Source organism: Nocardia sp. NPDC058058 (assembly GCF_042885355.1).
Taxonomy (GTDB): Bacteria; Actinomycetota; Actinomycetes; order Mycobacteriales; family Mycobacteriaceae; genus Nocardia.
In genome coordinates this window covers 2,341,340-2,365,597 of the sequence record NZ_JBHVSA010000001.1, presented here as the reverse complement: position 1 = coordinate 2,365,597, position 24,258 = coordinate 2,341,340, and the positions used below count along the sequence as shown (strand labels likewise).

Here is a 24,258-nt window from a genome sequence, read left to right as displayed (position 1 = left end):
ACTCCTTCGGTCCGGGTATCCTCGAGGTTGCTGAGGAGCCCAGGCCCCGACGAAGGATCCCCCGGATGCATTGCCCGTACTGTCGCCACCCAGACTCGAGGGTGGTCGACTCGCGTGAGGCCGAAGAAGGCAGCGCCATCAGAAGGCGACGTGCCTGTCCGGAGTGTGGGCGCAGGTTCTCCACGGTCGAAACCGCGATTCTGTCGGTGGTCAAGCGCAGCGGCGTGAGCGAACCGTTCAGCCGCGAGAAGGTGGTGCGCGGTGTGCGCCGCGCCTGCCAGGGCCGCGAGGTCGATGACGACGCTCTCAACCTGCTCGCCCAGCAGGTCGAGGATGCGGTGCGCGCCAAGGGCTCTCCCGAGGTGCCCAGTCACGAGGTCGGCCTGGCCATCCTCGGGCCGCTGCGCGATCTCGACGAGGTCGCCTACCTCCGCTTCGCCTCGGTGTACCGATCCTTCAGTTCCGCCGAGGATTTCGAGCAGGAGATCGCCTCGCTCCGCAAACACCGCGCCGAGAACGCGGTGGGCGCGACCGCCGCCGACTGACGGATAACCCCTCCGCCACCAAACGAATTCGTGCCCACCTGCTCAAAAGCAGGTGGGCACGAACGGTTGGATATCGAACCGCCGCGCAGGGTTCCGAGGAGCGCCCGGATACTCCACGGCGTTGGTCAGCGCTTGGCCGGGGGCCGACGGGCGGCGTCGATCGCCTTCTCGATGCGTTTGGTGGAGACGGCGTAGGGGGTGCCGAGCTGCTGGGCGAAGAGGCTGACGCGGAGTTCCTCGATCATCCACCAGATTTCGAGGATATCGCGGCCATTGCGGCGGCCTTCGGGAAGCAGTTCCAGCAGGCGGTCGTAGGCGGCGTGCACGCGGTCCAACTCGGCCATGCCCGCGCGGTCGCGATTGGCCGCGGCGGGGAGCGCTTCCAGGCGCAGCCGGGCGGCCTCCAGATAGCGGGGCAGTTCGCGCAAACGCGTACTGCCCCATTCGGAGACGAAGCCGCGGAAGACCAGATCGTCGAGTTGATGGGTGACGTCCTGGGCGGCTTCGCGGTCGCGGGTATCGGCCAGCGCCGCGCGCACCCGATGCGCCTCCGCCAGCACCGGAACCACCAAACGCACTGTCTGGGCAACGGTTCCGGTGAAATTCGGCCGCACCTTGTCGACCAGCGTCTTGAACTCCTCGGGGCTGCGCACCGGACCGCCGTTCTTGGCGATCAATTCATCGGCGGCGCAGGCGCGGCAGTCCTCCAGCAGTGCGTCCAGCGAACCGTACGGATTCTGGCTCAGCGCAAGGCGATCGGTGGGCGGCAGCGCCGCGGTCACCGAACGCGCCGAGGTGGGCAGCGCGTTGAGCAGCAGCGTGCGGGTACCGGTGCGCATGGCGGCGGCCTGCTCATTGGGTGAGCTGAGCACCCGCACCGCGACGCCGTCACCCTCGGAAACCAGTGCGGGATAACCGGTTATGGTCTGCCCGCCGACCTGACGGCGCACCGTCGGTTCCAGCGTGCCGAGCGATTCGGAGGTCCACACCGCGGCCGGGGCGCGTTCGGCGGCGGCGGTCGCCCGCGCCACCGATTTCGACACCTGCGGTGCGAGACGGGTTTTCAGCGCCGCCAGGCTCTTGTCCCGATCGACGATGGCGCCCGCGCCGTCGGTGGCGGCGAAGGTCACCCGCAGATGATCGGGCAGTGCCGCCGGATCGATATCGGCGGGTGCAATGGTGACCGACCCCAGCCGGGACAGCTCGCGCGCCAGCCCGGTGCGCAGCGGCTCCGCGCGCGGAGTCAGCGCCGCCAGTGCGGCATTCGCGAAATCGGGTGCGGGCACGACCAGTCGGCGCAGCTGTTTGGGCAGCGTCTTGATGAGCGCGGTGGCGAGCTCCTCGCGCATACCCGGCACCAGCCAATCGAAGCCCACCGCGCGCACATGCGCCAATTGCGGTACCGGAATGTGCACCGTCACACCGTCATCGGCGTTGCCGGGCTCGAATTGATAGGTGAGCGGGAAGATCAGCTCACCCTGTCGCCAGCTGTCCGGGTACGAGGTCGGATCCAGCAGTGCCGCATCGTCATTGACCACGGTCGAGGCGGTGAAGTCCAGCAGCGCGGGATCCTGCCGCTGCGCCTTGCGCCACCAGCTGTCGAAATGCCGCACCGACACCACATCGGCCGGAATGCGACCGTCGTAGAAATCGAACAGCACCTGATCGTCGACCAGGATGTCGCGCCGCCGCGCCCGATGCTCCAAATCGGCCACATCGTCCAGCAATTCGCGATTCCGCTCGAAGAACTCGTGCCGCGTCTGCCATTCGCCCTGCACCAGCGCGTGCCGGATGAACAGTTCCCGTGCGAGCTCCGGATCGATCCGCCCGAAGTCCACCCGCCGCTGCGTGACCAGCGGAATCCCGTACAGCGTGACCCGCTCATAGGCCAGCGCCGCACCCCGCTTGGACGACCAGTGCGGTTCGGAGTAGGTGCGTTTCACCAAATCCCCGGCGAGCCGCTCGGCCCATTCGGGTTCGATTCGCGCGGCCGTCCGGCCCCACAACCGCGAGGTCTCCACCAACTCGGCAGCCATTACCCAGCGCGGAGCCTTCTTGGCCAGCGACGATCCGGGGAAGATCATGAACTTGGCATTGCGCGCGCCCAGGAACTCCCGGCTCTCGGCCTCGCGAACCCCGATATGCGACAGCATTCCGGCCAGCAACGCCTGATGAATGGACGTCACATCCCACGGCATGGCCTCATCCGCCGCGGCCGCCTGTGCCGCCAGCCGAACGGACAGGTCGCCACCGCCCGAGGTCCGTCGCCGATCCGCCGCACCACCGGAGGATCCGGTACCGCTCGCGGACCCGCCTGACGCCCGCTGCCCCTGCCCCGCACGGGATTCGGAACCGCCCCTATCCGAGCGCCCGGAGTCTGTCGCTGATCCGGATGTAGTGGCACCTGCGCGGCCGCCGCCGCGGCGGTTTCTGCGGCCGCCTTCGGGGCGTCCGGAGTCGGCCTGTTCGGTGTCGTCACCGGATCGCGGTGTGCCGCCGGCGGATTGGTCGGTATCGGTGGACCAGCCGAGGCCGCGGGTGATGGTGCGGAGCTGGCCGTGCAGGTCCTGCCATTCGCGGATGCGCAGGTAGTGCAGGAATTCGTCGCGGCACATGCGCCGGAACTGGTTGGAGGACAGCGATTTCCGCTGCTCGCCGAGGTAGTCCCAGAGTTTGAGGTAGGCCAGGAAATCCGAGCCGTCGACATTGAAGCGCGCGTGTTTGGTGTCGGCGGCCTGCTGGAATTCCACCGGGCGTTCGCGCACATCCTGGATGGACAGCGCGGCCACGATGATCAGCACTTCGGCCAGGCATCCGGTGTGATTGGCCTCGACCAGCATGCGCGCCATGCGCGGATCCACCGGCAGCTGCGCCATTTCCCGGCCGATGGGCGTGAGAACCAGTCCGGCGTCCGGGATTTCGGCCCGATCGGCGTCCTCGGTGCGCCGGGCGAGCGCGCCCAGCTCCTCGAGCAGCGCGATGCCATCGCGAATCGCGCGATTGTCGGGTGCTTCCACGAACGGGAAGCTCTCGATATCGCCGAGCCCGAGCGCGGTCATCTGCAGGATGACCGCGGCCAGATTCGTGCGCAGGATCTCGGGTTCGGTGAACTGCGGCCGTGATTCGAAGTCGTCCTCGGAGTACAGCCGGATCGCGATACCGTCCGCGACACGACCGCAGCGACCCGAGCGCTGCCGCGCCGAGGCCTGCGAAATCGGCTCGATGGGCAGCCGCTGCACCTTGGTGCGCATGGAATACCGCGAGATGCGCGCGGTTCCCGGATCCACCACGTACCGAATACCGGGCACGGTCAGCGAGGTCTCGGCGACATTGGTCGCCAGCACCACGCGCCGCCCGGCATGTGAACTGAACACCCTGTGCTGCTCGGCCGCCGACAGCCGCGCGTACAGCGGCAGAATCTCGGTGCGCGGCAATCGCATATCCCGCAGCGTGTCCGCGGTGTCCCGGATCTCGCGTTCACCGGACAGGAACACCAGAATGTCCCCGTCACCTTCGGCGAGCAGTTCGCGCACCGCGTCCCCGATGGCGTCGGTGGGATCGCGATCCACCACCCGGGTGTCCTCGTCATCGGAATCATCCGAGGTGAGCGGAACTTCCAGCGAGAGCGGCTGATACCGGATCTCCACCGGGAAGGATCGCCCCGACACCTCCACAATCGGTGCGGGCGTGCCCTTCTCATCGCTGAAGTGCCGGGCGAACAGCTCCGGATCGATGGTGGCCGAGGTGATGATGAGCTTGAGATCCGGCCGCTTGGGCAGCAGCTGCTTCAGATATCCCATCAGGAAGTCGATATTGAGCGACCGCTCATGCGCCTCATCGATAATGATGGTGTCGTAGCGGCGAAGTAGCCGATCCCGCTGGATCTCGGCGAGCAGAATACCGTCGGTCATGAGCTTGACCAGCGTGCGATCCGATGCCTGATCGGTGAATCGGACGGTGTAGCCGACCACATCACCGAGTTCGCCGCCGAGTTCCTCGGCAATGCGCTCGGCCACGGTGCGCGCGGCCAGTCGCCGCGGCTGGGTATGCCCGATGGTCCCGCGCACACCTCGCCCGAGCTCCAGGCAGATCTTCGGAATCTGGGTGGTCTTGCCCGAGCCGGTCTCACCGGCCACGATCACGACCTGGTGGTCGGCGATGGCCTTGGCGATATCGTCGCGGCGCGCGGAGACCGGCAGTTGCTCCGGGTACCGGATCTCGGGCACGGCGGCGCGGCGGGCGTCGACGCGGCGCTGAGCGGCGTCGATATCTGTTTCGAGTTGAGTGAGGTCACCGCCGCGGACCTGGTCGAGACGCCGACGCAACCGATGTTCGTCGCGGATCGAGAGGTCGGCCAGGCGGGAACGCAGCTCGCGAGAAGTGGCGGCAGTCCTGGTCATTGCACCGTCAAGCGTAGCGAAGTCATTGCCCGGCCCGCTCGGCGCGGTGGCGCATATCGCTCCGGTGTGATTGCCCCAAGTGTGCTGTATCGGCGTATCGTCCGCCTTTCCGGTCCGTCGCATGCGACCATCGGGCAATGAACACCACAGCTGGGACGCCTATGTGGATTCGAGGGTTGCGGTTCGCCTTCGGTGTGCTCGCCCTGGTCGCCCTGCTGGACGGACCGCTGCGCAATATCCACACCGCCGGGTACTCGTACGCGAACTACTTCAGCTACTTCACCATTCAGTCCAACCTGCTGGCCATGGTGGTGCTGCTGGTCGGGGCCGTGCGCGATCCGGGCGACCGGCGCTGGCAGTTGCTGCGCTGCGGAGCCGTGCTGTACATGGTGATCACCGGCATCATCTACGCGCTGCTGCTGTCGAATATCGATGTGCAGATGGAAGGCCAGTGGACCAATTCGGTCCTGCACCGCATCATTCCGATCGTGATGCTGGCCGATTGGCTGCTGGTTGTCGCGCCCGCGGTGAAGCTGACGGTCCGCATGATCGGCGGCCTGCTCATCTACCCGCTGCTGTACGGCGTGTACACGCTGATTCGCGGGCCGATCGTGGACTGGTACCCGTACCCGTTCATCGATCCGCGCGGCCCCGGCTACCTGGAGCTGGCGGGCAAGCTGGTGCTGCTGGCGATCGTCTTCGCCTTCCTGGCCGCCTCGGTGCTCGCCCTGAACGGTATGGTCGCCCGCTTCTGGCGCGAAAGCCGAACGCACATCAGCTGATTCAGAGTTCGCGCGTCATGAATACGCTGTGCGGATCGTCGGTGTAGTCCGCGAACGGCCCGCAGTGTTCGAACCCGTGGCGTTCGTACAGCCGCACCGCCGGCGCGTAGAAATCCCCGGACCCGGTCTCCAGGCTCAGTCTCGTGTATCCCCGCGCCCGGGCCTGTTCCATGATGTGCCGCAGCAGCAGCGAGGCCACGCCGCGCCCGCGAAATGCCGTGGTCATGCGCATGGACTTGATCTCCGCGAAGCCGGGATCGTGCTCCTTGAGCGCCCCGCATCCGGCGAGTTCATCGCCCTCCCAGACCGACCAGAAGGTGATGTCGGGCTTGCGCAGCGCGGCCACGTCCAGCGCGTGCATGCTGTCCTCGGGGGAGTTCTCCAGCATTTCGGCCACATGGTCTTCCAGGAGTCCGATCACCGCGGATCCGGACAGATCGTCCACCACTATGCGCATGCCTCCAGGCTATCGATACCGATTGGTCGGAACTATTTGCCCGGTGGTCGCCGGGAAATTCGCTGGCCAGCCCGATGGACGCGGTTCTAACCTCGGAGTTCGTCGGACATCCAGGAAGGGATCGATGGAAGCGACTGTCACGGTGACCCCGGATCAGTTGCCGGAGTTGCTGCTGCACGTCGCGGTGGTGCGGCCGGTATTTCTGTGGGGTGCGCCCGGAATCGGGAAGAGCTCGCTGGTGCGGGCATTCGCCGATTCGCTCGGACTGGAATGCGTCACCCTGCTCGGCACCCAGCTCGCGCCGGAGGATCTCATCGGGGTGCCACAGATCGTGGATGATCGCAGCCGTTTCGCACCGCCGGAGATGATCGCCCGCGAACAGCCCTACTGTCTGTTCCTCGATGAGCTCAACGCCGCACCCGCCGAGGTGCAGAAATCCTTCTACTCGCTGATTCTCGATCGCCGCGTCGGCAATTACGAGCTGCCCGCCGGATCGGTGGTGATCGGGGCCGGTAACCGCGCCACCGATAACGCGCTGGCCCGGCCCATGGCCTCGGCGCTGGTGAACCGCATGGTGCACGTACACCTGCGCGCCGATGTCGACGACTGGCTGAAGTGGGCCGCGCACAACGATATTCACCCCTGGGTGGTGGAGTACCTGACCCAGCGCCCCGATCACCTGTGGGCCACCCCACCCAAGACCGAGCAACCGTTCTCCACCCCGCGCGGCTGGCACATGCTCTCGGATGCGTTGCACTCCTACGGAAATGGGATCGAGGACACCGCGCTGTGGGTGCTGTCCTGCGGAACCCTCACCACCGCACACGCTTCCGGCTTCCGCGCCTTCGTCAAGACGGTGCGGCACGCGTTCGATCTGGAGGCGGTCATCAAGGGTGATGCGGGCTGGCCGCGTGAGCCCGCGGACCGCGATCTGCTGTTCTTCCTGTCCGAGGCCTTCCGCGCCCGCCTGATCAAGGAGCTGCCGGAATCGCGTGAACACGCCTCCGCCGGGCTGAAACGCTTTGTGCTGCGGGCGAAGGGCATGCTCACCGAGCTCGCGGAGATCTCGGTGGAATGCGCACAGCTGGTGATCGCCGCCGATGACGACGGCGTGCCGGTGCTGCCGACCTGGTTCCTGGTCGAGGTCACGCGGGATCTGCCGCGACTGGCGGCGCGGCGGTAAGCGATGGCGGGACGATCTACGCGCAAGCGCCGCAAGGTAGTGGACCCCTGGCACGCGAATATGCTCGCAGGGTGGGCGCTGGTGTGCGAGAACCCGCTGTTCCGCTGGGCGCGGCGCGCGTTGTACGAGGCTCAGGGGGAACTCCCGCCGCAGGTGTGGGCGGTGGTATCCGGTTCCGGCACAGTCTTTTTCAATCCGAAGCGGCGAGCCGAACCGGAGGAGTGGGCTTGGCATTTCGCACATCTGCTGCTGCACTTGGGTTTCGGGCACGCCGATCCGCGTGACAAGCCCGCGCGAGTGCTGGAAGAGAACGTGCTCGTCGAACTCAGGCTCAACGATCCGCTGTCTCCGCATCCGGTGTATCGAGCGGCGTGCTGCGCCGTGGTGGATCAGTACCTGCTGACCTTGAAGGTCGGCCGTGCCCCGGTGGATCTGCCGTCCGCACCCGGCGGCTCCGACGAGGTCGCGCTTGCCGAACGCTGGTGGCCCACCGGGGTTCCCGAGCGATACCGGCAGCCGGACCTCCCCGATTTCTTCATCGGCACCGCTGAGAACGCCAAGAATCAGGATTTCGGCAGGCAGTTCGCGATCGGGATCAGCGAGGCCGCGCGGGCTGCCCTGGATATCGCCGGTAGTGATGTCACGCGCGGTAAGCAGCAGGTGTTGCGGCCGTGGGATCGCGCGCTGAACTGGTTCGTCTCCTCCTACCCGTTGCTCGGTGCGCTCGCCGCCGGAATGAAGATCGTCGCCGAGGCGGAAGTGGCTCGCGGCTGGGATATTTCGATCGCGGCGGTGAACGCCGAGGCCGCTGAGATCTATGTCAATCCGTTCGCCGCGCTCACCGATGAGGAGTGGAAATTCGTTCTCGCGCACGAAATGCTGCATGCCGCACTGCGACACGGTGAGCGGGCGGCCTGGCGGGATCACTATCTGTTCAATATCGCCTGCGATTACGTGGTGAACGGCTGGCTCGTGGAAATGGGCGTGGGGGAGCTGCCCGAGGGGCTGCTGTACGACCCGGAGCTGAAAGGTCTTTCGGCGGAACAGATTTACGACCGCATCGCGGGAGACCTGCGTCGCATGCGCCGCCTGGCGACCCTGCGTGGGCGCGGGCAGGGCGATATCTTCGGCGAACCACTGCCGCACGGCGGCGCTCCCGGCCGATACGTGGATCTGGATCAGTATTACCGGGGCGCGCTCGCCAACGGTCTGGCCTATCACCTGTCCAGTGGCCGTGGTCTGCTGCCCGCCGGTCTGGAGCAGGAGATCCGCGCCCTGGATCAGCCGCCGCTTCCGTGGGATGCCCAATTGGCGCAGTGGTTCGACGAATTCGTTCCCGCCGTCGAGAAGCGCCGCAGCTATGCGCGTGCCTCCCGCCGCCAGTCCTCGACCCCCGATATCCCGCGCCCGGCGTGGATGCGGCCGGAGGAATCGGTCCGGCTGCCTACCTTCGGCGTGGTCCTGGACACCTCGGGCTCCATGTCCGCCACCCTCATGGGCAAGGGCCTGGGCGCGATCGCCGCCTATGCCCGCGCCCGCGATGTGCCGCGCGCTCGGGTCATCTACTGCGACGCGGCCGCCCACGACGCCGGTTACCTGCCGGTGGATGACATCGCCTCGCGAGTTCGCGTACGCGGCCGTGGCGGCACGATATTGCAACCCGGTATTCGCCTGCTCGAACGTGCCGAGGACTTCCCCTCCGAGGCCCCGGTCCTGATCATCACCGACGGCATGTGCGATGTGCTCCGCGTCCGCACCGAACACGCCTACCTGATCCCCGCTGGCGCTTCCCTCCCGTTTCGCCCGCGCGGTCCGGTCTTCCGCATGAGCTGAACTCGAACGGCAATCCTGTACACGGGGCCGGTAAGCGCCGCACCGATAGCCGCGCCGGACGCATTCATGAGGACATCGTCCACCGAGGAAACACGGCCGAGGTCGAGCACGTACTGCGCGATTTCCAGCAGCGCCGAAAGCGCCGCACCGACCAGGAACATGCGCCCGACCCCCGCGAAGCGAGGCAGCCGCAGCGGCAGCAGCAACCCCAGCGGCAAGAAAACGATCATGTTCGCCCCGACCTGAACCACCGCCTGTTCGGGCCCGTCACCCAGCGTGTCGAAAAGATCCCGCAACGGCCTCAGACTGACACCGCGCTCTCCACCGGTCGGCGTCAGAATCATCCAGACCCACGGCACCGTCCCGATGAGAATTCCCGCCTCCGCCAACGTATTCCGCAACGCCACCGCCCGCGGCTGCCCCCGCCGCAACCACAACACCACCCGAACCCCGGCCACCAGCACCGGAACCGCGAGCGCCCACACCATGAGCACCCCACCCCACATCTCCCACACCTGCCGCATAGCCCCCACGCTAGCGATCGATTCAGGGGTGCCCGTGGGGAAAATGTGAGGATTTTGCGCGAGTAGCACGTGCCAATCGGGGACTCCGTCTCGCGCGTGGCCCTCACCCCCGCGCGCCCAACCCTCGTCATCCCGGCGCGTTCTTGGCCGGGATCCACCCAGTCGGCGCATGCACTGATGGGTGTGGATCCCGGCCAAAAGCATGCCGGGATGACGAGGAAGGCATGCCGGGATGAGGAGGGGATGGTTGCCCGACGGAGAGTTGTTCTCGGCGATTCGGATTCGTGGGGCGGTGACGCGCCGGGGGTTCGGCGGGGGAAAGGCAGTGCCGGGGAGGGGAGTTCGATGCCACCATGGAGGTGATCGGGACTCCGCGCTGAGAGGTGGTGGGGTGTGGCGGAATTCGTGCAAGAGTATGCGGCGCTGCGCTGGGTGGTGGCGGCCGCGTTCGGTGTTGCGCTGGTGATTGTGCTGGGGCGTTTGGCCTCGGTGCAGCACGCCGGTGCGGCTACGGCGGTGGGGGAGGGTGACGGCAACGCGACGGTGCGGGGAAGCGCCGCGTCGGGCCGGGAGCGTGCGCACGGGTGGGGAGAGCATTCCGGCCCGGCACCCATGGTGGGCTGGCCGGGTGTGTCCGGCCAGGGAAATATCTTGGCGGGCAGCGGGTTTCGGGGGATTGATCAGGAATCGGACGCGGCGCATCTGCTCATGTGCATGGTCATGCTGGCCATGCTGGTGTTCCCGGCGGCGGCCGATCCCCGGGCACTGCGGGGTGTGCTGACCGCCATGGTGGTGGTGTACGCGGCGCTGCTGGCGGCGCGAATCGTGCGGTGGCGCAGCGTGAGTGTGGCCGCGTTCGGCTATCACGTGGTGGCGGCCGGGGCGATGTTGTACGCCATGGGCGGGCACGGTGAGCACGGAATGCATATGTCGGGCGGTCCCGCGCCCTGGCTCATGCTCACCCTGGCCGCGCTCTTCACGATCGACGCGGTGGTGATGGCGGTGCCATGGTCCCGGCGGGCACTGCGCCATGTGTTCCCGCATCCGGTCGGCACCGGTCCGACGGCCGTGGTGCCGCATCTGGTGATGGATATCGGCACCGCCTACATGCTCGTCCTCGCGGTCGCGGGCTGATCGACCGCTGCCGGGCCGCCGGATGCGGTGGCCCGGACCGAGTTGTGCGCCGCACGGGACCAACCGGTTGGGCGGGGGTCGTTCGCGCTGCTCACCGTCGTGATGGTGTGATGGTGGGGTGTGCGGCGCGCCCGGGATGGGGCCGTCGATGTCGGTGTGACGGAGGTGCGGGATGGGTTCGCTGTGGCATGGCTTCGCCGATATGGGTGCCGTCGAGAGCGGTGGGGCGTTCGTGGTGGCGCGCGGTGACGGCGCTCAGATCTGGGATGAGGGTGGCACCCGGTACCTGGATGCCACGGCCGGACTGTGGTTCACCAATGTCGGTCACGGTCGCCGCGAGATCGCCGACGCGGTTGCCGCGCAGTTGACCGATATCGCGCACTACTCGAACTTCGGCGACCTGGCCTCGCCGGTGCTGCGCGATCTGGCCGAACGGCTCGCGGGTATCGCCCCGGTACCCGGCAGCAAGATCTTCTTCACCTCCGGCGGCTCGGACGGCATCGATACCGCCGTGAAGCTGGCCCGGCGCTACTGGAATGTGCAGGGCAAGCCGGGTAAGACCATCGTGGTGGGCCGTCAGCGCGCCTACCACGGCATGCACGTGGCGGGCACCTCGCTCGCGGGCATCCCGGTCAACCACGAGGGCTACGGCGAATTCATGCCCGACGCCCGCACCATTGGCTGGGATGACGCCAAGGCCCTGCTCGCGCTCATCGAAGAGGTCGGCGCGGACCGCATCGCGGCCTTCTTCGCCGAGCCGATCATCGGCGCGGGCGGGGTGTACCTGCCGCCCGAGGGCTATCTCACCGAGGTGCGTCAGATCTGCCGTGAGAACGACATCCTGTTCGTCGCCGACGAGGTGGTCACCGGTTTCGGCCGTATCGGCGGATCCTGGTTCGCCTCTTCGCGTTTCGATCTGCAACCCGATCTCATGACCACCGCCAAGGGTCTGACCTCCGGCTACATCCCGATGGGCGCGGTCTTCATCGCCCCGCACATCGCCGAGCCGTTCTTCGCGGGCGGTACCTGGTTCCGGCACGGCTACACCTACGGTGGTCACGCCGCCGCCGCGGCCGCCGCCATGGCGAACCTGGACATCATGGAGCGCGAGAACCTGCTCGATGCCAGCAAGAACCTGGAAGGGTTGCTGCACAAGCATTTCGCGCCGCTGGCCGCGCACCCCCGGGTCGCCGAGGTGCGCAGCGGTCTGGGCGCGGTCGCCGCGGTCCAGCTCGCCGATCCCGCCGAGGCCATGCCGTTCGTGAAAACCCTGCGGGCGCACGGCATCTCGGGCCGCGCCGCCGGTCAGGGCGCACTCCAGATCTCCCCGTCCTTCGTCATCACCGAGGAGCAGGTCGCCGAAATGGCGGCGGGCTTCGCCGCCGCACTGGGCTGAGCACTCCCTTCGTCATCCCGGCACGCTTTTGGCCGGGATCCACACCTGCGGCGCATCCGCTGACCGGTGTGGATCCCGGCCAAAGACACGCCGGGATGACGGGGGCGACCCTGCCTCTAGATGACCACCGGGTGATCTTCGACCACTCGGCCGCCCAGCCGCACCCAGCCGTCCGAATCCCATTCGGTGAACAGCTGCGACCCCTCGCCCTGGGTGATGTACAGTCCGCGCCGCAGGTTGGCGGTGAGGGCGATGGCCGCCGCGCCGGTGGCCTCGTCCTCGGGAATTCCCATGGCGGGGGCGAACATTCGCGTCCGCACCGCACCGCGCGCCTCATCGCTCCAGCCCCACACGTAATGCTTGCCCTCGGGGAAGTCGGCGGGGTCCAGCGTCGCGATCTCCTCGACGCTCTCGAATTGGTGAAAGGTGAAGGCGGGGGCCCATTCCGAGCGGGCGCGCACCCACGTCATACCATCGCTGACCGAGACGTCTACCGGCCCGGCGGGCACATCGATGACCGAGACCGGATGCCCCTTGAGGAACAGCCACCAGCCGGTGCCGACGCTGGGGTGCCCGGCGAACGGCAGTTCGACCGCCGGGGTGTAGATCCGCATGCTGGTGCGCTCGTTCTCGGGTTCGCGCACCACGACGGTTTCGCTGTATCCGACCCGGGCGGCCAGGGCCTGATGATCGACTCCCTCGACATCGGCGGCGCGGGCGATGCCGAGCGGATTGCCGAATCGGCCCGTCGCGTCGGTGAACACGCGAACCACTTCGATCTGTGCGCCATCACTTTCCGGAATGCCCATGAGAGCCGAGCATACCCACGGTTACCGCTATGCGGGAGGGGGACAAGTCCCGAGCATCTCCGTCAGGGCGCTCTTCTCGGTGGCCTGGACGGTGAGCCCCCAGCGGGATTTGATCGCCACCCAGCGGCGGGCGTAATCGCACCAGTAGGCGTTGCGCGGCCGCCACTGATCCGGAGTTTTGGACCCTTTGTCCTGGTTGGCCCGCTTCTGCACCGCGAGCAGATTGCCGACATCGTTGGCGAACTGTTCGCGCCGTTCGGCACTCCACTCGGACGCGCCCGAGCGCCAGGCGTCTCCGAGCGCGACCACATGATCGATCTCGATATCCGAGGCCTTGAACCGGTCGTACGGGAGCCGCTCGCCGGTATACGGATCGATCAGCACCCCCGACAGCGTCATGCACGAATTGCTGTCCGCCAGGCGCACTTCCGTGAGATCCCGTTTCAGCACGCTCTCGCGCGCGGTACAGCCGCCCGCCAGTACCGGCTCCCCGCCGCGCCCGGACCAGCCGGGACCGAAGGCGGTGCGGTCGTAGGATTCCCAATTGCGATTCCAGGCGATGGTGAGCCGGTCCAGATCTCCGTGCGCCTGCCGGGTGCCGGGTAGCGGGGTACCGCCGGGATCGGCCGCCGGTATTTCCCGCACCGGCTCATCCTGCCGATTGCTCCAGAGCGTGAATCCGACCGCCGCGACCGCCGCGAGAACCACCGTTGAGGCGAGGAATGTGCGCCAGCGGCGTCGGGCGTTGGTCCGGGGACGCGTGGGCATGCGGGGGAGTCTAAGTTGCCCAACCGGATGAATCGGACAATGTTGCAGACCGGTGATCCGATTGCCGCTAACCATTGGCAAATATCACACCGGGTGTCGGTGACGCATAACACCTGTGCGCCGCGGCGCTGACAACGCGAAAAAGCCGCACACCCGAGGGGTATGCGGCTTTTCCGGACTATCGATTCGACCGGATTCGACGGATTCGACCCGAATCAGACGGCGACGCTCGCCAGCGCCTCGGTCGAGGCCACGGCCTGGCCGACACCGGCCACGATCGCGGCCGCACGCAGCGACTCGAAGATCACCTCACGCGATGCGCCTTCTTCCCGCAGGGTGTGCTCATGCGCCTCGAGGCAGTGGGCACAACCGTTGATCGAGGACACCGCGAACGACCACAGCTCGAAATCGGCCTTGGCCACACCCGGATTGCCGATGATCTGCATGCGCAGGCCCGCGCGCAGATCGTCGTACTTGCCGTCCAGGAACGCCTTACCCCGGTAGAAGACATTGTTCATGCCCATGATCGAGGCGGCGCCCAGTGCGGCGTTGTACGCCTCCTCCGACAGGATGTCGGCGGCTTCCTCGGCGATCTCGCGCAGCGTGGTGGCCGAACGGGTGGCCGCCGCGGAGGCGAGCAGGGTGCCCCACAGCTGCTGTTCGGTCAGCACGGTGGTGCGTGCGATCGAGGACAGGTTCAGCTTCAGGTCCTTGGCGTACTCGGGCAGGGAGTTCTTCAGGTTCTCGATGGTCACAGCGCGCAATCCTTTTGTGTCAGAGCAGGTTCGAAAGAAATCAGACCGAAGCGGTCATGAGCTCGCCGGCCTTGATGGTCGGATCGCCCTTCTTCCAGTTGCAGGCGCAGAGCTCATCGGACTGCAGTGCGTCGAGCACGCGCAGCACCTCGTCGACATTGCGGCCGACGGAACCGGCGGTGACGGAAACGAACTGGATCTCGTTGTTCGGATCCACGATGAAGGTGGCACGGTCGGCGACGCCGTCGGCATTGAGAACACCGGTGGCGGCGGCCAATTCACGCTTGAGGTCGCTCAGCATGGGGAAGGGCAGGGTCTTGAGCTCCTCGTGCTGGGCACGCCACTGGAAGTGCACGAACTCGTTGTCGACGGACGCGCCGAGCACCTGGGCGTCACGATCGGCGAACTCCTCGTTCAGCTTGCCGAAGGCGGCGATCTCGGTCGGGCAGACGAAGGTGAAGTCCTTCGGCCAGAAGAAGACGATGCGCCACTTGCCGGCGTGGTCGTCGCTCGAGATCTGGGTGAAGTAGTCGTCGGGCTGCTGAGCGTTCACCTTCGAGAGGTCACCGCCGATAACAGCCGTCAGGTTGTAGGCGGGGAACTGGTCGCCGATGGTCAGCAGGGCCATGTGTGCTCCTTGTATGTAGTCGAATCGATCGTGTCGTGACTGCCGCAGCCGATCTTGCCCAAGCCTCGGTAAAAGGTAAAGGTGATCGGTCGCACTATACTGATAGGCGTGACTGATCAAACTTATCAGCCAACCCTGTCGCAGCTGCGTGCGTTCGTGGCGATTGCCGAATACCGCCATTTCGGTACGGCGGCGGCTCGGCTGAACGTGAGCCAACCCACGTTATCGCAGGCGCTGGCATCACTGGAAAACGGACTGGGTCTGCAATTGATCGAACGCAGTACCCGTCGCGTGTTGGTCACACCCGCAGGTAAAAGGCTTCTGCCGCAAGCGATGGCGACGCTCGAGGCGGCTGACCGATTTGTCGCATCCGCTGCCGGATCGGGGCTCGGCGGGACCATGCGCATGGGCATCATTCCGACGGTTGCTCCATATGTGCTGCCCACCTTGCTACCCGAGCTGCGCCGCGAACTACCGGACCTGGTGCCGCATGTGATCGAGGATCAGACGGCACGGCTGCTGGACGGGCTGCGCTCCGGGGTGCTGGACGTCGCGTTGCTGGCCTTGCCCGCCGATGCCACCGGACTGGTCGAGATTCCGCTCTACACCGAGGAATTCGTCCTGGTGGTGCCGCGCGGGCACAAGTTCGCGGGGCGACGGGACCTGAAACCCGCTGATATGGACGCACTACCGCTGCTGCTGCTCGATGAAGGGCACTGCCTGCGTGATCAAACTCTCGAGCTGTGCCGCACCCATGACGCGCACCCGGGCGGAGTGGGCGATACCCGCGCCGCCTCGCTGGCGACCGTGGTGCAGTGTGTCGCAGGCGATCTCGGCGTCACGCTGATTCCGGAGATGGCGGTATCGGCCGAAACCTCGCGCGGCACTTTGGATATCGCGTACTTCGCCGCACCCGCGCCCGGGCGCACCCTGGGTCTGGCCTATCGCGCCTCCACCGCGCGCGGTGAGGACTACGAACGCCTGGCCGAGATCATCCGGAGCCATCGCCCGCACTGAAGCGGCCGTCTCCCGCGCCGACACGCTGTCGGCGGCAGTGCCGAATCGCCGTCACCAGGCGTGCAAACCGGGCGCGCCGTGTTCCAATTGACCGGTTCGAATGCGTCTGGGACGCTCGGGGCCATGCGGATTCACCATCTGAACTGCGGCACCATGGCCTTCGGCCTGGTCGACCACTGCCTACTCATCGAGACCCGGACCGAACTCGTACTGGTCGACACCGGATTCGGGCTCGGATGCGTGCGGGAGCCGGGGAAAATGGTGGGGCCGAGCCGATTCACCCTCGGCGCGAAGCTGCGCGAGACCGAGACCGCGATCTACCAGGTGCGGAAACTGGGTTACGACCCGCGCGATGTACGGCACATCATCCTCACCCATCTCGATCTCGATCACTCCGGCGGTCTGGCCGATTTCCCGGAGGCCACCATCCATGTGCACGGTCCCGAATTCCGTGCCGCCACCGCCACGCCCACGCTCTCCGAGCGCCTGCGCTATCGCGCACAGCAGTGGGAGCACGGGCCCAAATGGATGGTGAACGAGGTCGACGGCGGACAGGACTGGTTCGGTTTCACCGCGGTGCGCGATCTGCCCGGCCTGCCGCCGGAGATCCTGGCCGTCCCGCTGGCGGGTCATACCCGCGGGCATGCCGGTGTCGCGGTCGATACCGGTCGCGGCTGGCTGCTGCACGCCGGTGACGCCTTCATGACCGAGAGCACCATCGATCCCGAACAGCCGAATACGCCGTTCCTGGTACAGGTTTTCGAGCAGGGTGCGATCGTGCGGGATGCCTATCGCGAGAATCAGCGACGTCTGCGTGAACTCAAGCGCCTGCACGGCCATCAGATCAGCATCGTCAATTCGCACGATGCCGCGGTCTTCGCCCGCTGGACCGGGCGGTGAGTGACCGCTCCTGGGCACGCCGCCTGCCGACCGGCGATGCCCCGCTGTTCGTCTACGGCACCCTGCGATTTCCGGAGGTGCTCACCGAATTGATCGGCTGCACAATGGAATTGCGCCCCGCGACCGTGCCCGGTCGCCGGGTCGCCGCGTTGCCGGGGAAGATCTACCCGGGCCTGGTGCACGCCGATTCCGGTGTGGCACAGGGTTTCCTGCTCACCGGCCTGACCCGCACGCAATGGTGGGTGCTCGATGAGTTCGAGGACGACGAGTACGACCTGTCCCCGGTCTGTGCGCACGTGGGCAACCGGGTGAACTACGCGTGGACCTACGCCTGGACCGAAGTGGTCGAGTCCCGCGACTGGTCCGCTCGGGAATTCGCCACCGCGCATCTGCCGACCTATGCCGAGCAGTGTGCGGCCTGGCGGCGGGAATTGGTTCAGCTCGGCGAGACCGTATGACACGGGCCGCATTCGGCGGGTAGAGCCTGCCGGTCCGACTGCGGCGGGTGCCTCGGACGAAGACGGCGGCTCGCAGATCTGTTGCGGCGCACCGCGGCTCGGGTGCGGTGCGGATCTCGCGGGTCAGAAGTCGGCGATGCGGTCCAGGTGTTCGATATTGGCGATGTCGTCCGGGTCGTCGCTGGCCGCGCCGCCGAACCAGCCGTCGAGGATTTCGCTGAGCAGCGCCCGGGAGGTCAGGCGCAGGCTCAGGGCCAGGACGTTCGCGTCGTTCCAGCGGCGGGCTCCGGCGGCGGTGTAGCTGTCCACGCAGAGCGCGGCGCGAATGCCGGGGACCTTGTTGGCGGCTATGGATGCCCCGGTGCCGGTCCAGCAGCATACGACCGCCTGGTCGGCACGGCCTTCGGAGACGTCCCAGGCCGCTGCGGCGCTGCCCCAGGCCCAGTCGTCGCGTTCGTCGGGCTCGAGGGCGCCGTGCACCAGCACCTCGTGTCCGCGTCGCCGCAATTCCGACACCACATCGGCCGCGACCCCGGTGTTCTCGTCCGCCGCTACGGAAATACGCATAACACCCATTGTGACCGTGTGCCGGCCGCGATTCAGCGGTTCAGAGTTGGTCGGCGGTGAGTTGTAACCGCAGGTGGGTGGAGACCCACAGGTCGAGAGCGGTGTGGCCGGTTGCCGAACCGAGAGCCTGGCGGAGGGTGTCGAGGGCGGTGGCGGCGGTGCGGAGCCCGACGCGACGCAGGGCCTGGGCGGATTCGGCCGCGCGGGTGAACCAACTCGGGGGGAGATGGCGAATGCCGCGGTGCGCCACCTCGGCGGTGAGTACGAGGGCGGTGGTGATGGCCTCGGTGAGCGGATCCCGGGCGGCGTCCGCGGTCGCGCTCGGGATGGCGTGGGCGGTGTCGGCGAAACAGGGGATATGGACGGTGGAGCCCGCCACCACCGCGGTCGGGTGCAAGCGCAGCCGTCCGTGCTCGCGGTGCAGGAAGCCCGCGATATAGCGCACCGGGCCCGCATCACCGGAGAGGGTCCGGGCGAGGGCGTCCACGGCGCCCGGTGCTGCGGCGCTGTGGGTTTGGGTGATGGTGGCGCTGCCGGTTCGGGTGCGCAGGGTCGCCTCGAGGCGCTGTTCGCCAGGGAGATAACGGATATCGTCGATCGACTCCACCGCCACCGCGCGCAGCGATTCGCCTCGGACCCGGGGGCGGATGACGGCCGGGGCCAGGGTGGTCAGCCGGGTCGCCTCGGCGTCGAGGTCGGTGATGAGGAGTTCGGTTGGGAGAGTTGACCACTCACCGGTCGACGGCAGTACCGACGTGCGCGCCACCCGGCTGCTCGCCAGGCGCACGGTGCGATTGGCGGACCGGACGGCGGATTCGGTCACCACATTGCCCCCGGCCAGATCGGCCAGTCGCGCGGTGCCGCTGCGGCGGGCGGCCAGGGCTGCGGCGGTGGGCGGGGTGGCGCCCTCGGCGATCGCGGTGGTGACGGCAAGCGTCAGCACGATGCGGGCCTCGGGGTGCGCGAGATACGTTTCGACGGTTCGGGATTCACTGTCACCGGTAATGCGCGCACCCAAGCCGGTCAGGCGCAGGTGGCGCAGCGGAGTGCTGGCGGCTTCCTCGGTGCCGAGCACCGGAACCCAATCGCGACCACTCGCGCGATGCCGGGCCACCAATTCGGTCATGAGGGTCGCGACGTGCAGCGGATCGTGCCGGGCGCTGCGGTCCCGATAGGCGGTGAGCTGATCCAGCAGATCGGTCAGGCCGTCGTGCGGCCAGCGCGCGGAGGCGGAATCGAGGGTGCGCAGTGCCGCGCCGAAAACCGCTGGCAGGGCCGGACCGGCATGGGCCACACCGTCATTCAGCAGATCGGCCAGCGGGCTCAGTACCGAGGCGGCCGCCGCCACGGCCGCCGAACCGTCGGCGGCGTCGCCGACGGTGACCTCCAGGGTCTCGGCGGTTGGATCGAGCGAGTCCGCGACGCGGAAGGCCCACACCGCCAGCGCGATGGCATCGGGACGCGTGCCCCGCGAGGCATCGGCCCGGGCGTAGCCGAGTTCCCCGGGAACCAGGAATCGCACTGTGACAGCCGATAATTCGACCGCCGGAACGGGATCCCGGGGCGTCGTCCTGCGCACGCTCGCCCGGTACCCGGCGCGCCGTGCCTTTTTGGCGGCGGCGAAGGCTCGTGCGCCGAGTAGCTCACGTAGCGCGTCATCGGTGAATGCCGCCGGGGACCACGGCGCGGGCGATGAGGGCAGCGCGCGATGCGCGTCCTGACCGAGTTCGGCTGTCGTACCGCCGAATTTGTCTGCCGAGTCGATCCCCGCTCCGTCAGTGGCACGCTGGCTCCCAGCCCCAGCCCCAGCCCCAGCCCCAGCCCCAGCCCCAGCCCCAGCCCCGGCCCGAGCCGTGGCTTGAAGCCCAGGCCCCGTCCCGGCCCCAGGCCCTGCCCCGGCCTCAGCCCCAGCCCCGGTCTCGAGACCAGTGCCAGCCTCAGTCGCGGGACTGGTCGCTATCCCGGGCGCGGCTCCCGTGGGGGTCGCTACGCCCACAGTGGCATCGCTTGCGGGGTCGGTCTTTTCGGCCGGCGTGCACATGTCACCGTCGGCCGTGGCGATCGTGCGATAGGCGAGAACCGTCATGATGCGGTGGCGGCAGATGGTGGTGGAGCCGCAGGTGCACGGGGCGGCCTCGAGGGTGATGCCCGGGGCGAGGGTGGTGCGGGTGCCGTCCGCGAACGCGGCTTCGACTGTGCCGTCGGCGGATTCGGTCAGCTCGGGCCGTGCGGCGGTGTTCTCCTTGACGGCGCGTTTGAAGATGCCGCGGTTCGCCAGCGTGATGAGTGAATCGTCGGTGAGGGCGAGGAGGTCGGCGCGCATGATTATCCGATCGCTTCGGCGATGAATCCGGCCAGCTCGCCGGGTGTCATCGCGCCCATGTGCACGCCGACATCGGCCAGGCGCTGGCCGGTGTCGCGGTCGTACGCGGGGTCAGATTGTTCGTCGAGGGCGGCGAGGCCGAGCATGATCACGCCCTCCGCGACCAGTGCCGCGGAGCCGCGGATGAGTGCGCCGGGATCGCCGCCCTCGTAGAAATCGCTGATCAGGGCGATGATCGTGCGACGCGGCTGCTCCACCAGCTGGGCGGCGTAGGCGACCGCGCGGGCGATATTCGTACCGCCGCCGAGCTGCACCTTCATCAGTAGTTCGACCGGATCCTCCGCATCGCGGGTGAGATCGACGACATCGGTGTCGAAGGCGACCAGATGGGTCTTGATACCCGGCAGATTCCACAGGCAGGCCGCGGTGACCGCCGAGTGGATGACCGAACTCGCCATCGATCCGGACTGGTCGACCAGCAGGATGACCTGCCAGTTGTCCATATGCTTGCGGGTGCGCGCCCGGAAGTGCGCGGTCTCCACGTACAGCCGCTGCTCATCGGGCCGATAGTGGGCGAGGTTGGCGCGCACCGTCTTCGGGAAGTCGAAGTCGGCCGCGCGCGGAATCCGGCTCGGGCGACGGGATCTGGTACCGGTGAAACAGACCCGGATCTCGGCGGCCATGCGCTCCATGAGATCGCGCACCACCTGCTCGACGATCCGGCGCGCCATCCGCAGCACCTCCGGATTCATCAGATGTTTGGTGCGCAGCACCGCCCCGAGCAGTTCGGCATTGGGCTCCAGGCGTTCGAGTACGCCGGGATCGGTGAGCACATCGTGTAAGCCGTAGCGCTGCACCGCGTCCCGCTCCAGCCGCTCGATGGTGGCCTTGGGGAACAGCCGGTGGATATCGTCGAGCCAGTCGACGGCGTGCACGATCGAGGGACCGTCGCCGCCGGTGCGGCGAATACCGCGCTGGTCGAGATCCGCATCGCGCTCGTACAGCCAGTCGAGCGCGGCGTCCTGCCCCGCCGCATCGGCACTGAGCCCGGAACCACCGCAGACGGAATCGCCCGCCGCACCGAGTATCAGCCGCCAGCGCTCCAGGCCGGGATCGATGTCAGTCATGGGTTACTCCACTGAGTTCGGCTGCGCCGAAAAATGATTCGCCGAGCAACCCGTGCTCGGCCAACTGTCGATCCACCCGCTCCTCGACCACGTGCGCCCGCGCGAGCAGTTCGGCGTCGATGGGCAGGCGCAGCAGCGCCGATCCGGAACCGTTGAGTCCGCGCAGTTCGAGCAGCTTGGTGGCGATGGCGGCACGCTCACGCGGCGGGAACCAGGCGAACGCCAGCCGCAATGCGGGTAGCGCGCCCAGGAACTCCGTGGGGTCGAACTTGCCCACCAGTTCGTCCAGGACCGCGAGCAACGACCGCGTGTCGAACGACAGTGTCCCGGCCGTTGCCGCCGGGCTGGAATCTGCCGATCCGGGCGGCGGGGTGGAGGGTGCGCCGACGGCCGCCGGATCGGAATCCGCTGCCCCCGAGTACCTCTCGCCCGATGATTCGTCCATGAGTTGCTCGCGAGCGAGCGCGAAGAGTCCGGCGAGGAAGTCGCCGAGCACATCCGGGGAGCCCGAAAGACGTACGGCGCGTGCGATATCCAGGCTCTCGTGTGGGGCCAGGGATACCACCGCGCCGAGTGCCGCGCCACGCAGTGCCGGAGGCCGGTCGGCGGCGGTGCATCGTTGGAACACCCCGACCGTATCCGGGCGCGCGATGGTCAGCACCGCGCCCGCGTGCAGTGCGGCATCGCGCACGGCCGCAATGGCTTTCAACAGTTCGTCGTCGGCGGGGGCGGGGCCGCCGCGAATACCCTCGATCAGCCACAGCAGGCGCAGTACCGCCGCGTCGATCAGGGTGGCCAGGGTGGGGGAGTCGGAGGTTCCGAAGAGCCGGTCGTGCCGCCACAGGCCCAATGTCACACCGAGCAGCCGCCCGAGGCCGCCGGGCGTGCTCGCCGCCGCGATATGCCCACGCACCGCGTCGACGATGCGCCCGGTCAATTCGGAGAGCCCGCACAGCGTGGCGTCGAACAGTACGGTGGCGAGTTCGCCTGTCTCGGAACCGGCGTGCGCGAATCGTTCGCCGAGCCGGGCGGCCGCGGCCTCGGCGCAGGTCGCGCCGAGCGAACCCGCCTCGATCAACTGCGGCAGGCGCATATCGGTCGCGACGATCTTCCAGGTCTCGGTCAATTCCGGCGGCCTGCCGATGGCGGGACCGGTGACGCGCGCGTACCCGGGGATGCCGAGGACGCGCAGCCGATGCAGCAGACGGCTGGCCGCGAGCCCGGAATCGGTCGCGAGGTCGATATCGAAACGCCCGGTGTCGGGCACCCCGCATCGGGCGAGTTCGGCTTCGGCATCGTGTACGAGCGGCGGGTGCGGGGTTTCGCCGTGCAGCCGTCCCACCGTCGTACCGGACAGCGCCGCAACCATTTCCACCACGACCGGATCGGTGCCGACGCGCAATTGGCCGCGCCCCGTCCACGGCAGCGGATGCTCGAGCGCCTCGGTGATGAGCGCGCCCGCCAATCCGTCGAGAACATCGGTGCGCGAGGGTGATTCGTGCCCGCGCAGGCGACTCAAACCGACGGTGAGCGTGCGCGCGCCGATCAGCGACGCCGTCGAAACCGGTTGTCCCCGTTCCCGCAATCGCCGCACCACGGCCTCGGTCACACTCTCGGCCGCCTCCCGCGCGCTGTGCTCCCACAGCCGCTGGTAATACGCGGGCGACGGCATCCCCGATTGATATCCCGCGAACGCGTCCAGCCGCTGAAAACTGAACGGCACCAGATAGCTCCCGCCGATGCCCTCACCTGGAAAAGGCGGAATCGCAGGCCATTCCGTCTGACCGACAGCGACTTTCGCGCCAACTCCGCTGTCGCCGACCGCATCCTGCGCGCCGACTTCGCTGTCGCCGACCCCGTCGTTTGCGGCGGCCTCGCTCGCGGCAGACCCGGTATCGGCCGGACCGGTGCCCGGTCCGGCCTTCGCGCCGATGGGCGCAGCTGTCGTTGTCGGCGCGGCGATTCCGAGGAGGCGGCGGATCAGCGCGGGCCGGTGGAATCCGCCGGTCACCACCACGATGTTCGCCCCGGTCGCGTCGCGTCCGGTGAGGTCGGTGACGGCCGCGTCGATCCAGCGGCTCATGTACTCCTCGCGGGCGATATCGCCGGGGGAGGCGTCGTCATCGCCGCGCACCAATTCGAAGTAGGCGGCGAGGCGTTCGGCGAGGGTGTCCGGCGAATCCAGTTCGAAGAGGTGATCCCAGAGCGCGTCGATATTGTCGACGGCGAACTCGCGGCACAGTCGATCCACGGCGCGCTCATAGCGCCGTTCGGCATCGGCGTAGCGATTCTCCTGACCGGCGAACGCGTGATGCCAGGCGGGCAGATCGATGAACCGCACCTGCGCGCCTGCCGCGCGACCCTCGGTGAGCGCCAGCCATTCCGGGGAGTAGTCGCACAGCGGAGCCCAGGACATATGCCGGGTTTCGCTGTCCCGGTAGCTGCTGAACACCGCGATCGGCAGGTCGTGCCCGAGCAGGAGCTCGCCGATCCGGTCGTTCATATCGGCCGGTCCCTCGATGAGCACGTGCGCGGGCCGCAGCTCCCGAATGGTGTCGCGCACCAATCGCGCACAGGCCGGACTGTGGTGGCGTACCCCGAGGAAGGTGACGCGCACCGACCCCGCGGCGACCGTCGTTTCCAAGCTCATGG

At 67.7% G+C, this 24,258-nt stretch carries 20 protein-coding genes; 9 read left to right on the top strand and 11 right to left on the bottom strand.

What is annotated here, in order from left to right; translation table 11 throughout:
- Positions 1-65: 65 nt before the first annotated feature.
- Positions 66-545 carry a transcriptional regulator NrdR gene (gene nrdR / locus ACFVUS_RS10820; protein ID WP_387763751.1) on the top strand — a complete coding sequence of 160 codons (480 nt, stop codon included), beginning with the start codon at positions 66-68 and terminating at the stop codon, positions 543-545.
- Between the two features lie 125 nt (positions 546-670).
- Here the strand turns inward: nrdR and hrpA are convergent, their stop codons facing one another.
- On the bottom strand, positions 671-4,945 hold the full coding sequence (hrpA, locus tag ACFVUS_RS10815; protein WP_387763748.1) for an ATP-dependent RNA helicase HrpA: 4,275 nt from the start codon (positions 4,943-4,945) through the stop codon (positions 671-673).
- Positions 4,946-5,082: 137 nt separating this feature from the next.
- Between hrpA and ACFVUS_RS10810 the strand changes: the two genes are divergently transcribed.
- Positions 5,083-5,727, top strand: coding sequence for a Pr6Pr family membrane protein (locus ACFVUS_RS10810; protein ID WP_387763745.1), 645 nt, complete (start codon positions 5,083-5,085; stop codon positions 5,725-5,727).
- A 1-nt stretch (position 5,728) separates the two neighbouring features.
- Here ACFVUS_RS10810 and ACFVUS_RS10805 read toward each other — a convergent pair whose 3' ends face one another.
- Entirely contained in the window at positions 5,729-6,184 is a 456-nt protein-coding gene (locus tag ACFVUS_RS10805) for a GNAT family N-acetyltransferase (protein WP_387763742.1), read from the bottom strand.
- A 124-nt stretch (positions 6,185-6,308) separates the two neighbouring features.
- Between ACFVUS_RS10805 and ACFVUS_RS10800 the strand changes: the two genes are divergently transcribed.
- Entirely contained in the window at positions 6,309-7,367 is a 1,059-nt protein-coding gene (locus ACFVUS_RS10800; RefSeq protein WP_387763739.1) for an ATP-binding protein, read from the top strand.
- A gap of 3 nt (positions 7,368-7,370) precedes the next feature.
- On the top strand, positions 7,371-9,200 hold the full coding sequence (locus tag ACFVUS_RS10795) for a hypothetical protein (protein ID WP_387763737.1): 1,830 nt from the start codon (positions 7,371-7,373) through the stop codon (positions 9,198-9,200).
- On the opposite strand, the gene ACFVUS_RS10790 is transcribed toward ACFVUS_RS10795, so the two are convergent.
- The gene (locus ACFVUS_RS10790; RefSeq protein ID WP_387763734.1) at positions 9,134-9,724 is read right to left on the bottom strand and encodes a VanZ family protein; all 591 of its coding nucleotides are present in this window, start codon (positions 9,722-9,724) and stop codon (positions 9,134-9,136) included. The genes ACFVUS_RS10795 and ACFVUS_RS10790 overlap by 67 nt on opposite strands.
- A 393-nt stretch (positions 9,725-10,117) precedes the next feature.
- Here ACFVUS_RS10790 and ACFVUS_RS10785 point away from each other — a divergent pair, with 393 nt between their 5' ends.
- Together ACFVUS_RS10785 and ACFVUS_RS10780 are read left to right on the top strand one after the other, a co-directional pair.
- The gene (locus ACFVUS_RS10785) at positions 10,118-10,858 is read left to right on the top strand and encodes a DUF5134 domain-containing protein (RefSeq protein WP_387763731.1); all 741 of its coding nucleotides are present in this window, start codon (positions 10,118-10,120) and stop codon (positions 10,856-10,858) included.
- 172 nt (positions 10,859-11,030) lie between these two features.
- Complete coding sequence (locus tag ACFVUS_RS10780) at positions 11,031-12,254, top strand: aspartate aminotransferase family protein (protein WP_387763729.1); 1,224 nt, start codon at positions 11,031-11,033, stop codon at positions 12,252-12,254.
- A 116-nt stretch (positions 12,255-12,370) separates the two neighbouring features.
- On the opposite strand, the gene ACFVUS_RS10775 is transcribed toward ACFVUS_RS10780, so the two are convergent.
- From ACFVUS_RS10775 to ACFVUS_RS10760, 4 genes are all read right to left on the bottom strand, one after another.
- Positions 12,371-13,063 (bottom strand): PhzF family phenazine biosynthesis protein, encoded by a 693-nt coding sequence (locus tag ACFVUS_RS10775; protein ID WP_387763726.1) that lies wholly within the window; start codon positions 13,061-13,063, stop codon positions 12,371-12,373.
- A 27-nt stretch (positions 13,064-13,090) separates the two neighbouring features.
- Positions 13,091-13,831 (bottom strand): HNH endonuclease family protein, encoded by a 741-nt coding sequence (locus tag ACFVUS_RS10770; protein ID WP_387763723.1) that lies wholly within the window; start codon positions 13,829-13,831, stop codon positions 13,091-13,093.
- A 215-nt stretch (positions 13,832-14,046) separates the two neighbouring features.
- Positions 14,047-14,586, bottom strand: coding sequence for a carboxymuconolactone decarboxylase family protein (locus ACFVUS_RS10765; RefSeq protein WP_387763720.1), 540 nt, complete (start codon positions 14,584-14,586; stop codon positions 14,047-14,049).
- A 40-nt stretch (positions 14,587-14,626) separates the two neighbouring features.
- Positions 14,627-15,214 (bottom strand): peroxiredoxin, encoded by a 588-nt coding sequence (locus ACFVUS_RS10760; RefSeq protein WP_153806595.1) that lies wholly within the window; start codon positions 15,212-15,214, stop codon positions 14,627-14,629.
- Between the two features lie 108 nt (positions 15,215-15,322).
- Between ACFVUS_RS10760 and ACFVUS_RS10755 the strand changes: the two genes are divergently transcribed.
- The 3 genes from ACFVUS_RS10755 to ACFVUS_RS10745 all read left to right on the top strand — a co-directional run bounded on the left by ACFVUS_RS10755 (position 15,323) and on the right by ACFVUS_RS10745 (position 17,589).
- Positions 15,323-16,231: a hydrogen peroxide-inducible genes activator gene (locus tag ACFVUS_RS10755; protein ID WP_387763717.1), complete on the top strand. Its 909-nt coding sequence runs from the start codon at positions 15,323-15,325 to the stop codon at positions 16,229-16,231.
- A 123-nt stretch (positions 16,232-16,354) separates the two neighbouring features.
- A complete protein-coding gene (locus tag ACFVUS_RS10750) occupies positions 16,355-17,131 on the top strand; it encodes an MBL fold metallo-hydrolase (protein WP_387763714.1) in 777 nt (258 codons plus the stop codon).
- Positions 17,128-17,589 carry a gamma-glutamylcyclotransferase family protein gene (locus tag ACFVUS_RS10745; protein ID WP_387763711.1) on the top strand — a complete coding sequence of 154 codons (462 nt, stop codon included), beginning with the start codon at positions 17,128-17,130 and terminating at the stop codon, positions 17,587-17,589. The genes ACFVUS_RS10750 and ACFVUS_RS10745 overlap by 4 nt, the downstream gene beginning before the upstream one ends.
- 123 nt (positions 17,590-17,712) lie before the next feature.
- Here the strand turns inward: ACFVUS_RS10745 and ACFVUS_RS10740 are convergent, their stop codons facing one another.
- The 4 genes from ACFVUS_RS10740 to ACFVUS_RS10725 are packed head-to-tail and all read right to left on the bottom strand — an operon-like array spanning position 17,713 to position 24,256.
- Positions 17,713-18,156, bottom strand: coding sequence for an RpiB/LacA/LacB family sugar-phosphate isomerase (locus ACFVUS_RS10740; RefSeq protein WP_387763708.1), 444 nt, complete (start codon positions 18,154-18,156; stop codon positions 17,713-17,715).
- 40 nt (positions 18,157-18,196) lie between these two features.
- Complete coding sequence (locus ACFVUS_RS10735; RefSeq protein WP_387763705.1) at positions 18,197-20,479, bottom strand: hypothetical protein; 2,283 nt, start codon at positions 20,477-20,479, stop codon at positions 18,197-18,199.
- Between the two features lie 2 nt (positions 20,480-20,481).
- Entirely contained in the window at positions 20,482-21,606 is a 1,125-nt protein-coding gene (locus ACFVUS_RS10730; protein WP_387763702.1) for a VWA domain-containing protein, read from the bottom strand.
- Entirely contained in the window at positions 21,599-24,256 is a 2,658-nt protein-coding gene (locus ACFVUS_RS10725; RefSeq protein WP_387763700.1) for a DUF5682 family protein, read from the bottom strand. Before ACFVUS_RS10725 ends, ACFVUS_RS10730 begins: the two co-directional genes overlap by 8 nt.
- Between the last annotated feature and the right edge of the window lie 2 nt (positions 24,257-24,258).